Consider the following 15,234-nt stretch of genomic DNA (forward strand, 5'->3'; position numbering starts at 1 on the left):
CCAAAGGAAAGCCATGCAGGAAATTATCGGATACAAGGGCGGTGAGTCGAAGCCGCGGCCAGCCGTGGAGGCCCCGGACAGCCTGCAGAGCACGGCCTATGCCCGCATGCTTGATCTTGTCAGCGAAGGGGAGATCCAGGGCCTGGTGGCGGGCGAGCGCTCCGTCTACCTCGACGAAACGCCCCTGGCCAACGCCGACGGTTCCCGCAACTTCAGCGGCGTGTCGCTCGATGTTCGCACCGGCAGCCAAGACCAGCAGCATATCCCTGGCTTTCCGGCGGTCGAGAGCGAAATCGCTGTCGGTGTCGAGCTGAAAAGCGACCAGCCCTGGACCCGGGCCATCACCAACCTGCAGCTGTCGGCGGTGCGCGTTCGCCTGTCCGTTCCTCGCCTGTCGCAGACGAACACCAGCAATGGCGACACCAACGGCTACACGGTTCGGTACAGGATCGAGCTGTCTACTAACGGCGGCGCCTGGGTCCAGGTCCTGGCGTCCGCGTTCAGCGGCAAGACCTCCACCAAGTACGAGCGCTCCCATCGGGTCGACCTGCCTCCGGCAACGACCGGCTGGCAGATCCGGGTCACCCGCCTGACGCCGAACAGCACCTCTGGCGCGATCGCAGACAAAACGAGCATCGATGCAATCACCGAGGTGATCGACGCCAAGCTGCGTTACCCGGGCTCTGCCATCGTCGGCCTGCAGTTCGACGCCTCGCAGTTCCAGTCCATCCCGACCAGGTCCTTCGATCTGCGCGGCCGCATTATTCGGGTACCCAGCAACTACGATCCGGCCACCCGGACCTACAGCGGCGTGTGGGACGGTACCTTCAAGTCGGCCTGGACCGACAACCCGGCCTGGATCTTCTACGACCTGCTGCTGCACTACCGATACGGCCTCGGGTACCTGCTCAACGCCGCACAGGTTGACCGATGGGAGCTGTACCGCATCGGCCAGTACTGCGATCAGCCGGTGCCCGACGGCAAGGGCGGGACCGAGCCGCGCTTTACCTGCAACTTGTTCCTTCAGACCCGCTCCAACGCTCTCGACGTTCTGCAAGACCTGGCCACCACCTTTCGCGGCATGGCCTATTGGGGCGCAGGCTCGGTGATGGCGGTGGCCGACATGCCGGAAGACCCGGTGTACACCTACAGCAACGCCAACGTGATCGACGGCAAGTTCGGCTATTACGGATCAGCCAAGAAAACCCGCTATACCGTGGCTCTGGTGAGCTGGAACGACCCTTCGGACTTCTACCGGCAGAAGGTGGAGTATGTCGACGACCAGGCCGGCATCACTCGCTACGGCATCCAGCAGACAGAGATTACCGCCACCGGCTGCACCTCCCAGGGGCAGGCCCAGCGCATCGGTAAATGGGCGCTGCTGACCAACCGCCTGGAAACCGAAAGCGTGGGGTTTTCCGTGGGGCTGGACGGCTCCCTGGCTCGCCCTGGACAGATCATCCGCATCGCTGACAACGACCGGGCCGGCCGGAGGATCGGCGGGCGCCTGCGCTCCTCTACGCTCGATAGCCTGGTGCTTGATGCCGATGTGAAGGCATACCCAGGCGACACCATCACAGTGATCATGCCCACTGGCAAGGCAGTGTCGCGGGTGATCAAGTCCGTGGGCTATCCGGTCAAGTGGTCGTCCAGGGGCATCAAGTGGTCCAGCGGCAGGATGACGATTGATACGACTGGCTTTCCGGCCGAGGTTCAGCAGGTCGTCCTGGCTGAGGATCTTGATGAGATGCCACCCCAGCACTCGATGTGGGCCATCGACTCGCCGACACTGGCCACGCAACTGTTCCGCGTGATGTCCGTTGCTGAAGACTTCTCTGGCTCGGAGATCAAGTACAGCATCAGCGCTGTGCGCCATAACGCCAGCAAGTTCGCCGCGATCGACAACGGCACGCGCATCGAGCGCCCGCCAGTTACGGTGATCCCGCCGAGCGTGCAGAGGCCACCGACGAACGTCACAGTGAGCAACGGCCACTTCGTCGACCAAGGCAGCGCGGTCAGCGTCATGACCATTGAATGGGAGCGACCGGATTCTGCCATCGCGTTCGAGGTGTACTGGCGCAAGAACGACGGGGATTGGATCTTCGCCGGCCGCACCGGGGGCACCTCGGTCGATGTGAGCGGAATCTATGCTGGGCGCTATGTGGCCAAGGTCCGGGCGATCAACTCCCTGGATATCGGCTCGGTATTCGCCACCTCGGTCGAGACCGTGCTCACTGGCAAGACCACGCCGCCGCCGTTGCCATCGTCATTCACCGCGACCTCTATCGTGTTCGGCATCAAGCTAGCGTGGGGGATCCCTGCAGGGCTCAGCACTGCGGACGTGCAGCGCACCGAGATCTGGTACAGCCAGACAAGCGACGCAGCGACGGCCATCAAGTTTGGCGACTACGCCTATCCGCAGACCGACCTGACCATCATGGGCCTGGCCGCTGGCGTACGGTTCTTCTTCTGGGCGCGCCTGGTGGACAGGATCGGCAATGCCGGGGCGTTCTTCGGGCCTGTGGCGGGACAGTCCTCGGCCGATGCCAGTGTAATTCTTGATTATTTGAACGATCAGATCACCGAGACGCAGTTGAGCCAGCACCTTCTCGAAAAGATCGACTCGGGCGGTGAGGCCACAGTGCAACTGGAGGCCCTAAAGACAGAGCTTGCAGCGATGTATTCGATCAAGACGCAATTGACGGTCGACGGGAAGCCCTATCTGGCCGGTATAGGCGTTGGGGTAGAGAACAACGAAGGCATTATCACTAGCCAAGTGCTGATCGCAGCAAGTCGGTTCGCAATCGTCGACCCGAATGCAGCAGAGATCTACTACCCGTTTGTTGTACAGAATAATGCCGCATACATCGACTCTGCATTCATCAAGAACGGCTCCATCGATATGCTCAAGATCGGCAGCAACCTGCAGTCGAGCAACTACATCCCCGATGTCTCTGGCTGGGCGTTCCGGCCTGATGGAACGTTCCAGATGATGGGAAATGCCCCCGGAGGTAACAAACTCATGATCAACAACAGCGGTGTTTACATCTTCTACCCGAATGGCGTGAAGGCTATCGACTTGAGCGTGGACGCGACATGACGGCCGGACTTGTCACTCGAGATGCTAACGGAGTCATCACGGCAAACATGACCAAGCGCCTTAGCCAAGGCGCTGGTTATGTTGTTACCAATGCGGTTAACGGATCGATAACTATCAATCTTCCGGCAAATAGAAATTACTTCTATGTCATAACTTCGCTTCAAAGCTCTAACGGTGCGCGTGGCGCCAGTCCTGGCGTAAATATTTCGCAGACTTCGCTTTCTTGGGACTACTTTGTCCCAAGCGGGGGCTTTCCGATGGATTGCAGAATTACTTACGGTTACTACTGATGAATATCGCAGCTCTTATAGCAAGAACGGAAAGCGGAGAGGTTCTGTATGACACCTCCAAGTCTATCTTCGGCTTGATAAAGTCAGGCCCGGTCGAGTACCACGGCCGCTGGCGGCGTTATCAGTCGATCTTCTACGACAATATCTATAAATTCACAGTTGAGGGGGCAATCAGCCCGCTGGTGTTTACAGTCGGCGATTGCGGAAAGCCGATCCAGTCAAAAGAGGGAAATACATACGTCTTCTACTTTCTCGGGCCCGAGAGCTTTAACATAAAGGTGTACTGCTTTGATGTAATGGCCCCGATCTTCAGCGGCCCGGCGCTGAAGACTCGGAACTCCGCAGGTGAGTTCACGTTCAATAGTTTGCAGCGTCCGCTCAACATTATCGGCACAAACATTCCGCCACCGCCCTCGGGACCATGGAGCGATAAAGTTCCGGTTGCGCCGTTATCCGGAGGCTCCGCATATGTCGCTCAGTACATTGCAAATCCACTCGCCGGATGGGGGGCATACGGATATAGCGTGGCACTTGATCCGAACATAGAGTATGCGGCGCATATTCCTTGGTCGCGCGGTTGTTTTAGTGCTTTTCCAGCTGGCGGTAGTCAAACTTACATGGGCGGTATGTCTGAAGGTTGCAGCGGTTACAAGGGTGGAATACGGCATGTGTTTTACGCCGCGCCAGAAACCTCGTACGAACCGGTTCACTCTACCTTCCCGACTGGCGTTTATTCGCTAGTGTATGGCCCCAGGCCGAGCTGTTCTTACATCAACACTGCTGAATATCCATACCCGTTTAACCCTACGCGCTGACATATAAATAATCGAGCAACCGCCATTTGGCGGTTTTTTTGTGCCTGGAGAAAACCTAATGCGTACATCGCAACGCGGCTTGAGCCTGATCAAGTCGTTCGAAGGCCTGCGCCTGCAAGCCTATCAAGACGCCGTTGGCGTCTGGACTATCGGCTACGGCACGACCCGTGGTGTGACGTCCGGTATGTCGATCAGTAAGGAGCAGGCCGAGCGCATGTTGCTCAATGACGTGCAGCGCTTCGAGCCTGATGTGCAACGACTGATCACTGCGCCGCTGAACCAGAACCAGTGGGACGCCCTCATGAGCTTCACCTACAACCTGGGGGCTGGGAACCTGGAGTCGTCCACGCTGCGCCGTCTGCTCAACGCCGGCGACTATGCCGGGGCCGCAGAGCAGTTTCCGCGCTGGAACAAGGCCGGCGGCAAAGTGCTTACCGGCCTGATCCGACGCCGAGATGCCGAGCGAGCGTTGTTTCTGGAGGAAGCATGAGCGCCTGGGTGTTGCGAGCTGTCACGCTGCTGTTGATCCTCGTGTCTTACTGGGGGGCCTATCAGCACGGGCTGTCCGTAAAGGATGGCGAGTGGCAGACCCGGTGGGCGGTTCGTGACGCTGGCGATAAACAGGCCTGGGCCCTGGGAGAGGCCGCGGAGCGTGACAAAGAGCAGGCATACCAACGATCAGTTACAAAGGCGGTGCAAGATGGGCAAAGAAAAATCGATAGCGCGGTCGCTGATGCTGTTACCGCTCGCTCTACTGCTGACAGCCTGCAGCGGTCCGTTGACGATCTCACCGAGCGCCTCAAGCGTACGGCAAGCATCAATTCCTGCACTGCCGCCGCAAGCGCGGCAGCAGCCCGCACAGCCTTGGTGTTTGCCGAGCTGTTCAAGCGCGCTGACGCGCGAGCGGGAGACCTGGCAGCAGATGCTGATCAAAGCCGGAGCAGGGGAGTGACTTGTGAGCAGGCCTATGAGGTACTGTTGAGATGAGGAAGTGATACGCGGAGCAGGACTACCGGACGCAGAAAAATCCACTATACCTAAAATAAAACAGTGCTCGGCATCCGGCGAGGTAGATCTCATGAGTAGTACGGCATTGGCTGAATGGCGGCAATTACTAGCTGAACAGGATCTTGCTGATAAGTGTATCGATGAACGCTACTGTCACCTGATCTCGGCCGCCAATGAAATGTTACGACTGGGACGCGTTGGTCGTAGCGAGTGGCATGCTCAGATCCAACAGGCTGGAGACTGGTTGGTGGCCGCTATTGAGCGCGAGCAATCCCTGCTGGAAGTTTAAAAATCCGCTGGGGCGGCCTAAATCCGACGATGGCCTGTACAGCCATCATCTGTCATCCCTGACAACGAACCCTTGGCCAGCGCAGCGCGCGCACTCATCGCGGACAGCGAATTGGTCCAGGCAGTCGGGGCACTTCTTGAATGCTGCGGCTAGGAGCAGCGGGCGTGCGCGCCGGTACGTTTCGAAGTCGTGATTCTCCAGCGCCAGGCCGGCGCAGTCGGAGAGGGCTCTGTATGAGTCCGCGTCATCGATGTTCGCGTACTCGATGCCGTTGATTCGCTGACCTGTGATCACGAGATCATGCATCCGGCCGTCCGGCGATGTGATCGTCATGCCGTCCATTTTCCATGCGGCGCCGGTCATGCGGAAAACCAGGCGTCGATCACCCTTTTCCCCCATTACTTGTGCCGAGTAGTTGTTACAGCCGGCCGAGTAAAAGAGGCCGCTCGAAAGCCGGCCGATATTGGGGCCGCCGTCGCGCGCAACCAGGTCGTAGAAGCCCGACGGCATGAAGCCGGGCTCGCAGTCGATCAGCGTTTCGACTGCATGCCAGTACGCCGCATCTGCGATCTCGTCGAGTTCGAATTTCTCTGCTGCGCTGATGATCTGCTCGTTGAGCATGTCTTGCGAGATGAGGCGGCACATTGAGCGATGCACTTCTGGGTAGTTGAAGCGACTGTCATGGTCGTCAAGGCAGCGGCGCCACTGTGCCATCCGCTCGGCTTTCGCGTGTGCAGGGGGTAGGGGGTGGTTCTTCATCGGATCAGACTACGCAACTGATACTGTGTTTATATACAGTATCTGATATGTAGCAAGCCCGCGATTTGAGGCGACGAGGTGTAGGGAGGGGGGCTGGTGTTCGGTCGGCAGGACGCCGGAGAAATGAGAATTGCGGAACAGGTATGAGAATTGCGGAACAAAAACGACAAGGGCCTGCATGATTAGATCACGCAAGCCCTTGATTTATATGGTGCCCGAAGCCGGAATCGAACCGGCACGCCCTTACGAGCGGGGGATTTTAAGTCCCATGCGTCTACCAGTTTCGCCATTCGGGCGGTAGCGCGATAACGCGGCACTGGGGTCTTGAGTTGGCATTGCGCCAGCCAGTGCTTGAAACAGGGTGTGGAATATATACATCCACTCCTTGTGAAGCAAGGTCGAAACCGCCAAAAAGGCTTCTCCCGTCGCCTTTGAGGAACGAAAAAAACCGCGATAAATCATGGGGCTACGATTATTTGCGGCTGGTTTTGCTTCAGCGCTGTCCTGGGTCCGGCTGCACCAGGTGCCGCCAGGGAAATACCTCCCGGGCGAAATGACTCACGTAGCCGCCTGTCGTGGCCTGGATCACCATGAACTGCAAAGCGGCACGCATCTGTTGCAGGGCTTGCAGTTGCGCAAGGCTCAGGCAGGTGTTGCGCAGCCGCAATATCCGCAGCGAGTCCATGGCGGGGCTGGCGAACAGCTTTTCGTAGCTGGAAAACGCGGTGACGACACCGGCCTCGCGCCGCTGCGCCCAGGTCTGTTGCAGCTCGCTGGATTCGCTGAAGTCCAGGGTGGACAAGCCTGGCAAGTTGTTCGCTGCGGCCAGGTTGTCGATGAAGCCCTGGGTGTCGGAGCCAGCGCCAATGCGCAGCAGTTCCAGGTGTGACAGGTCCACCTGGAAGAAATCGCCATTGGGAGCGTTGGGCAAGGTCAGTTCGCTGAGGTAGGGCGCCTTGGCGACGAAGCGGGCGATCTCTCCGGCCTCTGCCATCATGCTGCCGGCCTTTTGCACCAGCGAGGTGTTGTGGTGCTCGGGGGCGGTGGGGCTGATCGCCAGGGACCTGAGCTGGGTAAAGGTCACGGCGCTGTCCAGCAACGGAGTGAACTCCCATTCGCGGGTGCCGTTGGCGCCAGTGTCGGGGCCGCAGAACAGCAACGAACTGATGACGCTGGCCACGGCCTGCTCGGCCAGGCACTCCAGGGTCCAGGCCAGGGGCTCGTCCCACAGCTCACCATGGAACTCCACATGCAAGCCACCGCGCATGGGCGCCAGGGCCAGGTAGTTGTAGTCGCTGGTCCACAGCGGCGTGGTGAAGTCATCGGGATCGTCGTCGCGCTCGGCGGCCTGCTCTCGAGTGAACTGATGAATGCGCTGCTGCAGCGCCAGTAGCCGCTGGTAGCCTGGAGAGGACAAGGGATCGGACATCGGGAGAAAATCCACGGGTGGGGGGAGGGGCAGGGCGTTCAAGGCGGGCCGATGATAACAAACCCGCAGGGCGTCGCAGGCGTGGCGATCGGTACAGTTCTCCAACAAATAGAGCCTGTTGCCGGACTGTCGCGCAGGCTAGGATCGGCCCGCAAACCACACTTGGATCATGCGGGACGGAGCCGGAACATGTTGCAAGCATCACTGCCCCTGGCGGCATCGACGGGCCTGGGCGCCAGGGAAATCACCCTGGCCGACGAAGCCGTGCTGCAGCGGTTCTTTGTCGCCAACCCGGGCTACTTCCATCTGGTGCATGGTTGCGCGCCGCAGCCGGACGAAGCCCGCAACGAGATCCAGGACAGCCTGCCCGAAGGCTGGAGTTTTACCCGCAAATGGAAGATCGGTTATTTCGACGATCAGGGTGAGCTGGTGGCTTTTGCCAGCCTGGTCAGCGATCTGCTGGCCCAGGGGGTATGGCATATCGGTTTGTTCATGGTGGCGACCTCCCGCCAGGGCGGCGGCATCGCTGGGCAACTGCATGAACAGCTCGAAAGCTGGGCTGGCGAACAGGGCGCGCGCTGGCTACGGCTGGTGGTTGTGCAGGACAACCTGCGGGCCCAGGGCTTCTGGAGGCGATGCGGCTACGCCCAGGTGCGAACCCGGGACGATATCGAGCTGGGTCTGTTGCGCCATCAAGTGTCGATCATGCTCAAGCCACTGGCGACGAGCGATCTTGCCGATTACCTGGAACTGATGCCCCATGACCGGAGCGGTTCCATGGCGCCACCCAAGTCCAGGCCTGCACTAGATGAGTAAGCCGCCATGTCGATGAAACTGCCAGCCAGCATTACCCGGTTCATCGGCGACGCTGCGCTGGTGCCCGATACCGTAGGCGAGTCGCCATGTCGGGTGCAGAGCTTTCATCGTGCGGGGGAGGTGTTTTTCCTCAAGTCGTCACCGGCGATCTTCGCGCCCACCACCTACAGCGTATTGCGCGAGGCCCGGGTCCTGGATTGGCTGGCCGGGCGGCTGAAGGTCCCCGAGCTGGTGCTGGTGGCGCAGGACCATGGGCACGAGTTCATGATCACCCGCCAAGTGCCTGGAGTGCCGCTGTCCGAGTGGCTCCGCGAGCCACGGGTGGTGCTGGAGCTGTTCGCGCAGGCATTGCGCCAGGTACAGGCGGTGCCGGTGGTGGATTGTCCATTGGATTCGGGTATCGCGGTGCGCCTCGCGGAGCTGGACTACCTGCTGGTCAACGGACTGTGTGCTGCGGAGCATGATCTCGAGCAATGGCCGGGCCTGGCCAGCGCCGAGGATCTGCGGGATCGTTTGCATGGCAACAGGCCTCGGGAGGAGCGGCTGTTCTCCCATGGCGATCTGGGCGACAGCAATGTCTTCGTCGATCGGCGCGATGAACTGCATTTCATCGATCTCGGGCGTGGCGGCCTGGCCGATCCCTGGCTGGATATCGCCTTCGTCCACCGTGACCTGCGCGAACAGCTCGGCCCGCAGCTTGCCGATGAGTTCCTGGCCGGCCTGCCGCTGCCCGACCAGCCTGCCCGGCGTGAATACTTCGAACAGCTGGATGAGTTGTTCTAGGGCGGTCCATGGGCTGAACTAACAACGGTCCTGCCAGTCCCATGGGACGTCTTTATCTGTCTGGGGGAAACACCATGAAGAATCGTCTTGCGCCGCTCTGCGCCGCTGTCCTGGCCTCGACCCTGCCGATGCTGGTCCACGCCGCGCAGCCACAGGTTGCTGAGCCCTCCTATCAGAGCCAGGTGGCTCGCTACCAGTGCGAAGGCAAGGTGCGTATCGACGCGGCCTACTTGAACATCGACAACGGTACTTCCTTCGCCACCCTCTACTACAAGGACCAGCTGATTCCGATGCACATCGCACGCTCGGCTTCCGGGGCCCTGTATGTGGCGGACGACGAACAGAACAGCTTCCGCTGGCATACCAAGGGCAAGGGCGCCGTGCTGTCGTTCCTGGAGGCCGATCACACCGCCAAGGAGCAGGTCCTGCTCAAGGACTGCCAGGAACTGGACCCTCAGTAAGAGGTGTTCGGGAGGCAAAAAAATGCCCGCGGGAGAGCGCGGGCCAATACCTTAGTTGCTTGAATGAGCAAGGCGACTATACCGAGACCGAGCCGGGGCCTGGATGAAAGAAGTTTCATCCAGGCCCCGCTTCGTATTTGGTCGGCAAATGGCCGGCTGCTGCGGTAACTGTTCTAACCTCAAGAAGCGAAGCACAAATCCCTTCAGGAAGAGAGGTGGGCATGGCACTGCAACAGCAACGCCCTGGCGAGCATGAACACAACGAGGAGGTGGAGGAGCCCGAGGTCGAGCACTGGGAGCCGCCACCCCAGACCTGGAAGCATCCGGACGACGGCAAGAGCCTGTCGGAGCTGGATGAAGAACGTCCCTTGAGACCCTGAGCCACAGCCCCGCCATCGAGCGGGGTTGTGGTTCCTGGTGCCGGCTGCCTGCTCTGGTACCATCGCCGGCGTTGCCGTCCCGGGGTATCGGGACGGGTTGTCCGCTTAAGGGAGAAACCCATGATCGTCACCACCACCGCCCAGATCGAAGGCCGCGAAATCGCCGCTTACCTGGATATCGTCAGCTCGGAATCCGTCCAGGGCATCAACGTGGTCCGCGACCTGTTCGCCGGCATGCGCGACTTCTTCGGTGGGCGCTCCCAGACCCTCGAGCGTGCCTTGCGCGAGGCTCGGGTCCAGGCTACCGACGAGATCAAGGATCGCGCGCGTCGGCTGGATGCCGATGCCGTGGTCGGCGTGGATTTCGAGATCAGCATGCCTTCAGGTCGCGGCGGCATGGTGGTGGTCTTCGCCACTGGCACTGCGGTCAAGCTCAAGTAACCGGCGGCGCGCCGGCGAGGCTCATCCGATCGGGGTGCACAATTCCACCAGGGTGCCATCCGGGCAACGGACGTAGGACACCGTCTGCCCCCAAGGCTTGGTGGTGGGCGCGGCCAGTTCTCGCGCACCGTGTTCCAGGGCCTTGGCGTGCGCCGCCTGGACATCCTCGGTGACCAGGCCCAGCTCCATGCCCAGGGGTTGCCGTGAGCTATGGGCGGCGACGTGGCCGTCCTTGAAGTTCATCTGCGCCAACTGGTGGTCGGCGAAGGCCAGGGCGGTGCTGCCGGTCTCCAGTTCCCCGTAGGTGCCGGACTCGTGGAGGAAGCGGCGCTTGAAGCCGAAGGCTTGCTCGAAGAACCGCAAGGAGTCTTCCACTTGCGGGACATAGATGATGGTGTAGCCGAACTGCATGGATTGACGCTCCCTGTCACTGGATGAGAGGGCGCGAATCTAGCACGAAGTCGCGCACTGCCTGTAACGCGTGAACTCATGCCCGGTGCTCCTGAAGCTGCCAGCCTTGGGCCGACCATTGCAGGGTATGGGTCACGGCCAGGGCCTGGAGAAAGTCCTGGTCATGGGAGGCCACCACCATGGCCCCGGGGAAGTCCCGCAGGGCCCGTTCGAAGGCTTGCACCGACTCCAGGTCCAGATGGTTGGTCGGTTCGTCGAGCAACAACAGGCGTGCCGGGTTGCCATTCCACAGCGCCAGCGCCAGCGCGGCTTTCAGGCGTTCCCCACCACTGAGCAAGGCACAGGGTTGCTGCACCCGCTGGGCGTCCAGTTGCAGGCGCGCCAGGCGAGTGCGCAGGGCGCTCTCTTCCAGAGGCAAGGTGACGCTGGCCAACTGCTCCAGCAGGGAGTGTCCAGGGGCCAGCTGCGCCAGGTGCTGGTCCAGGTAGGCGCTGGCCACTGCCACCCGACATTCGCCGCTCAGGGGTTGCAACTGGCCGGCGAGCATCTTCAGCAAGGTGGATTTGCCACAGCCATTGGGGCCGACCAGAGCGATGCGTGCCGGCCCGCTGACATTGCAGGTCAGGAAGGACGACGGCGCGCGGCTATCCAGCCAGGGCAACTGTGCCTGTTGCAGGTTGAACACGCTCTGGCCCGCCGGCAGGGTGGTGGCGGGCAAGGTCAGCAGCGTCGGCTGTTCCGGGCCGACGCGGGCAAAGGCCTCGCGCACCTGGTCATCCAGGCTGTCCTTGTGCCCTTGGTGGGTGTGGCGCACCTTGCCCATGATGTCCCGGGCGGCGCCGAGCATCTTGGCCCGTTCGAAACCCGAGACATTGGCGGTCTTGGCGTACCGACGCGATGCCGCGGCGTGGCGCTGGATGGTGTCGTGCTCCCGTTGCAGGCGCTTGTGCTCGCGACTGCGCTGGGTCCGCGCATGTTCCAGGGCCGTCTGGGCCGCTTCTTGTTGCGCCTCGCGCTGGGCCTGGAACAGCTCGTAGTTGCCGCCGTAGACCTGTACCCCGTGGGGGCTGAGCTCGACGATACGCTGCACCTGCATCAGCAACTGGCGGTCGTGGCTGACCAGGATCAGTCCGCCACGCCATTTCTGCAATTGTTCGCTGAGCCAGCGCCGGCCGCTGCGATCCAGATGGTTGCTGGGCTCGTCGAGCAACAGCAACTCGGCGGCGCTGAGCAGGGCGCCGACCAGCACCACCCGGGCCAGTTGCCCGCCACTGAGGACTGCGGCCGGATCGTCCGGCCCGACCTCTGGCAGGCCGGCAGCGTCCAGGGCCTGGCGCAGGCGTTCGGCCAGGTCCCAGCGTTCCTCCACCTGTTGCAGGTCCTCCAGGCTGGCGGTGCCGGCCGCCAAGCGCTCAAGCGCGCCCAGCGCCTCGGCGAGCCCGGCGACCTGGGCCACGCTCTGCCCAGGTTCGGGCCGTGGGTCCTGGGGCACGTAGGCCAGGTGGGCATTGCGCTGGATGCTGCCGGAAGTGGGTTGCAATTGGCCGGCGATCAAGCGCAGCAGCAGGGATTTGCCCATGCCGTTACGCCCGACGATGGCCGTTGGCTGGCGATCGAAAGTCAGGTTCAGGGCGTCAAGCAGGGTTTCGCCATTGGCGAATTGGTAAGTCAGCTGGTTCAGGGAAACCAGTGCGGGCAGCCGGGTGACGTGAGTCATCAGCACCTCCGGAAAATGCGCAAACAGGCCAACGAGCATGGAAGGGCTCGTCGCGGATACATTTCTGGAAGGCTTAGTTGTTCACGTTGGCAATCGTCCTTGGACGGCTAGGAAGGTGCGTAGCCTAGCGCCGGAAGATTCCGGCTGCCAAGCCTCAAATGTATGGGTTTTGTATTCAAGCCGGCGGCCTGGGCTGCCCAAGGCCTCGGAGAAAGCGTGCCAGGGCGGCTTCCTCGGCTTTCAGGCCCTGGCGTTTGCGCGAGCGTGGCAAGCGGGCCAGTTCACCCTGGGCGAAACCCTCCAGCAGCGCCGGATGGATGTAGCACTTGCGGCAGACCGCCGGGGTATTGCCCAGTTCGCAAGCCACTTGCTTGACGGTAGCCACCAGGTGTTTCTTGGCCTCCGAGTCCGGCTGCCATGGCAGGCGCCGCAGCAGCGCCAGGGCCAGCGCGCTACCGGCCCAGGTGCGGTAGTCCTTGGCGGTGAAGCTCATCCCGGTCAGTTGTTGCAGGTGCAGATTGATATCCGACGAGCTCACCGAGTGCCGCTGGCCGTCTTCGTCCAGGTACTGGAACAGCTGCTGGCCGGGCAACTCCCGGCAGCGCTTGACCACCCGGGCCAGGCGCGGGTCCCGGACCGTGATCTGGTGCTCGACGCCGCTCTTGCCACGAAATTGGAAGTGAATGGCATTGCCGTTGACCTGGACATGGCGGTTACGCAGGGTGGTCAGCCCGTAGGAGCGATTGTCCCTGGCGTACTGGCTGTTGCCGACCCGGATCAGGCTTTCATCGAGCAGGGTGATGACCGTGGCCAGGACCTTGTCGCGGCTGAACCCGGGGCTGGCCAGTTGTGCCTGCAGCTGGCGGCGCAGCCGGGGCAGGGCGTTGCCGAACTGCAACAGCCGGGCGTACTTGTCGCTGTCGCGCACCTCGCGCCAACGTGGGTGGTAACGATACTGCTTGCGCCCGCGGGCATCACGCCCGGTGGCCTGCAAGTGGCCCTTGGGGTCGGCGCAGATCCATACCTGGGCGTAGGCCGGCGGGATCGCCAGGGCGTTGATCCGCTGGATCTCGGCTACGTCGGTGATGCGCTGGCCCTGGGCTTGGTAGTAGGCGAACTTGCCCCGCAGCTTGCGCCGGCTGATCCCGGGCTGGCGGTCGTCGGTGTAGTGCAGGTCTGGGGGCAGGTCGGGAGTGTCCGGGGTGGCAGGCATGGCAGCGGATCCTTCGAGCGGCGGGCCGATAGGGAATGGACCGCGCCGCCGCCCCGGGGTGCCGGATTTCTAACAGGCCGTTGAAAAACGTAGGCGAGGTAGCCAGCGCAAGGCGCAAACAGGTGAAAAAGCGCAGTTTACAAGTGGTAAATGAGCATTTTGACCGGGCTGGCGCACCAGCCTGTTTTCAACGCAGCGATGGCAACGCAGGTAGTTTTTCAACGGCCTGCTAAGCCTCTATGCCAGGACGGCCACTGCCTTGATCTGGGCCCAGAGTCGTTGCCCGGGGTGCAGGCCGAGCTGGTCCCGGGAGAAGCGGGTGATGCGCGCGAGCAAGGGCGTGCCCATGGCGTCCAGGCGCACCAGTACATGGGCGGTGTTGTCGGCCGGGATTTCCTCGCTGACGGTGACCGGCAGGCGGTTGAGGATGCTGCTGTGCTCGCTGGCCTGCAGGCTCAGGCTGACGTCCCGGGCCTGGACCTTGAAGCGCAGGCTCCGGCCCGGCGCCACGGGTTCATGGGCCACGCGCACCAGCAGCTGGCTGCCGGGCAGTTGCAGGCTCAGCAGCTGGTAGGCCGGGTCGTAGGCGCTGACCTGGCCCTGGACCACCACGCCGGCGTCGTCGCCCAGGGCCAGGGGCAGGTCCAGGCGCGCCAGGGTGTCGCCCACCGGGCCGCTGGCCAGGGCCCGACCCTCGCTGAGCAGGACGATATGGTCGGCCAGGCGCGCCACTTCATCCTGGGAATGGCTGACGTAGAGCACTGGGATATCCAGCTCGTCATGCAGGCGTTCCAGGTAGGGCAGGATCTCGTTCTTGCGCTTGGAGTCCAGGGCCGCCAGGGGTTCGTCCATCAGCAGCAACCGTGGGCTGGTGAGCAGGGCCCGGGCGATGCCGATGCGCTGGCGCTCACCGCCGGACAGGTGCTGCGGATGGCGTTGTAGCAGGTGGCCGATCCCCAGGAGTTCGGTGGCCTGGGCCATGTCGACCCGGCGCTGCTGCCTGGGAATACGGCGCAGGCCGAACTCCAGGTTGGCCTGCACCGACAGGTGGGGGAACAGGCTGGCTTCCTGGAACACGTAGCCCAGGGAGCGCTTGTGGGGGGGAACGAACAGCTTGCGCTGGCTGTCCTGCCAGAGTTCATCGTTGATCTGGATGCGCCCGCGCCCGGTTTTCTCCAGGCCGGCGATGCAGCGCAGGCAGGTGGTCTTGCCCGAGCCCGAATGGCCGAACAGCGCGGTCACCCCGCGCCCCGGTAATTGCAGGTCAAGATCCAGGGCGAAGGCGCCATAGCCCACTTGCAGTTGCAGTTGGATGCTCATGC

At 62.1% G+C, this 15,234-nt stretch carries 16 protein-coding genes and 1 tRNA gene; 10 read left to right on the forward strand and 7 right to left on the reverse strand.

Annotation, left to right across the window (positions count from 1 at the left end):
- The first annotated feature begins 13 nt into the window (after positions 1–13).
- The 5 genes from GDH07_RS10495 (at position 14) to GDH07_RS10515 (ending at position 5,502) form a co-directional block, all read left to right on the forward strand.
- On the forward strand, positions 14–3,100 hold the full coding sequence (locus GDH07_RS10495; protein WP_152897485.1) for a TipJ family phage tail tip protein: 3,087 nt from the start codon (positions 14–16) through the stop codon (positions 3,098–3,100).
- A gap of 289 nt (positions 3,101–3,389) precedes the next feature.
- On the forward strand, positions 3,390–4,205 hold the full coding sequence (locus GDH07_RS10500) for a hypothetical protein (protein WP_152897486.1): 816 nt from the start codon (positions 3,390–3,392) through the stop codon (positions 4,203–4,205).
- Positions 4,206–4,263: 58 nt separating this feature from the next.
- Positions 4,264–4,695, forward strand: coding sequence for a lysozyme (locus GDH07_RS10505; RefSeq protein ID WP_152897487.1), 432 nt, complete (start codon positions 4,264–4,266; stop codon positions 4,693–4,695).
- The gene (locus GDH07_RS10510; protein ID WP_152897488.1) at positions 4,692–5,192 is read left to right on the forward strand and encodes a DUF2514 family protein; all 501 of its coding nucleotides are present in this window, start codon (positions 4,692–4,694) and stop codon (positions 5,190–5,192) included. The genes GDH07_RS10505 and GDH07_RS10510 overlap by 4 nt, the downstream gene beginning before the upstream one ends.
- Before the next feature lie 91 nt (positions 5,193–5,283).
- Positions 5,284–5,502, forward strand: a complete 219-nt coding sequence (locus tag GDH07_RS10515; RefSeq protein WP_152897489.1) for a hypothetical protein — start codon at positions 5,284–5,286, stop codon at positions 5,500–5,502.
- A 45-nt stretch (positions 5,503–5,547) separates the two neighbouring features.
- Here the strand turns inward: GDH07_RS10515 and GDH07_RS10520 are convergent, their stop codons facing one another.
- From GDH07_RS10520 to GDH07_RS10530, 3 genes are all read right to left on the reverse strand, one after another.
- Positions 5,548–6,261: a hypothetical protein gene (locus tag GDH07_RS10520; RefSeq protein ID WP_152897490.1), complete on the reverse strand. Its 714-nt coding sequence runs from the start codon at positions 6,259–6,261 to the stop codon at positions 5,548–5,550.
- Positions 6,262–6,470: 209 nt separating this feature from the next.
- Positions 6,471–6,557, reverse strand: a tRNA-Leu gene (locus GDH07_RS10525).
- Positions 6,558–6,754: 197 nt separating this feature from the next.
- A complete protein-coding gene (locus tag GDH07_RS10530; RefSeq protein ID WP_103326058.1) occupies positions 6,755–7,690 on the reverse strand; it encodes a hypothetical protein in 936 nt (311 codons plus the stop codon).
- Between the two features lie 189 nt (positions 7,691–7,879).
- Here GDH07_RS10530 and GDH07_RS10535 point away from each other — a divergent pair, with 189 nt between their 5' ends.
- The 5 genes from GDH07_RS10535 (at position 7,880) to GDH07_RS10550 (ending at position 10,571) form a co-directional block, all read left to right on the forward strand.
- The gene (locus tag GDH07_RS10535) at positions 7,880–8,506 is read left to right on the forward strand and encodes a GNAT family N-acetyltransferase (RefSeq protein WP_246195941.1); all 627 of its coding nucleotides are present in this window, start codon (positions 7,880–7,882) and stop codon (positions 8,504–8,506) included.
- Between the two features lie 6 nt (positions 8,507–8,512).
- Entirely contained in the window at positions 8,513–9,289 is a 777-nt protein-coding gene (locus GDH07_RS10540; RefSeq protein ID WP_152897491.1) for an APH(3') family aminoglycoside O-phosphotransferase, read from the forward strand.
- Positions 9,290–9,363: 74 nt separating this feature from the next.
- Positions 9,364–9,750, forward strand: coding sequence for an MliC family protein (locus GDH07_RS10545; RefSeq protein WP_022639135.1), 387 nt, complete (start codon positions 9,364–9,366; stop codon positions 9,748–9,750).
- Positions 9,751–9,971: 221 nt separating this feature from the next.
- A complete protein-coding gene (locus tag GDH07_RS32280) occupies positions 9,972–10,130 on the forward strand; it encodes a hypothetical protein (protein WP_022639134.1) in 159 nt (52 codons plus the stop codon).
- A gap of 120 nt (positions 10,131–10,250) precedes the next feature.
- Complete coding sequence (locus GDH07_RS10550; RefSeq protein ID WP_022639133.1) at positions 10,251–10,571, forward strand: YbjQ family protein; 321 nt, start codon at positions 10,251–10,253, stop codon at positions 10,569–10,571.
- A 21-nt stretch (positions 10,572–10,592) separates the two neighbouring features.
- Here GDH07_RS10550 and GDH07_RS10555 read toward each other — a convergent pair whose 3' ends face one another.
- The 4 genes from GDH07_RS10555 to modC all read right to left on the reverse strand — a co-directional run bounded on the left by GDH07_RS10555 (position 10,593) and on the right by modC (position 15,232).
- Entirely contained in the window at positions 10,593–10,982 is a 390-nt protein-coding gene (locus tag GDH07_RS10555; protein WP_022639132.1) for a VOC family protein, read from the reverse strand.
- Positions 10,983–11,058: 76 nt separating this feature from the next.
- A complete protein-coding gene (locus GDH07_RS10560) occupies positions 11,059–12,699 on the reverse strand; it encodes an ABC-F family ATP-binding cassette domain-containing protein (RefSeq protein WP_152897492.1) in 1,641 nt (546 codons plus the stop codon).
- Positions 12,700–12,874: 175 nt separating this feature from the next.
- Positions 12,875–13,912: a DNA topoisomerase IB gene (locus tag GDH07_RS10565; protein ID WP_152897493.1), complete on the reverse strand. Its 1,038-nt coding sequence runs from the start codon at positions 13,910–13,912 to the stop codon at positions 12,875–12,877.
- A gap of 237 nt (positions 13,913–14,149) precedes the next feature.
- Complete coding sequence (modC, locus tag GDH07_RS10570; RefSeq protein WP_085599836.1) at positions 14,150–15,232, reverse strand: molybdenum ABC transporter ATP-binding protein; 1,083 nt, start codon at positions 15,230–15,232, stop codon at positions 14,150–14,152.
- Between the last annotated feature and the right edge of the window lie 2 nt (positions 15,233–15,234).

The sequence above is a fragment of the Pseudomonas piscis genome (assembly GCF_009380155.1).
Taxonomy (GTDB): Bacteria; Pseudomonadota; Gammaproteobacteria; order Pseudomonadales; family Pseudomonadaceae; genus Aquipseudomonas; species Aquipseudomonas piscis.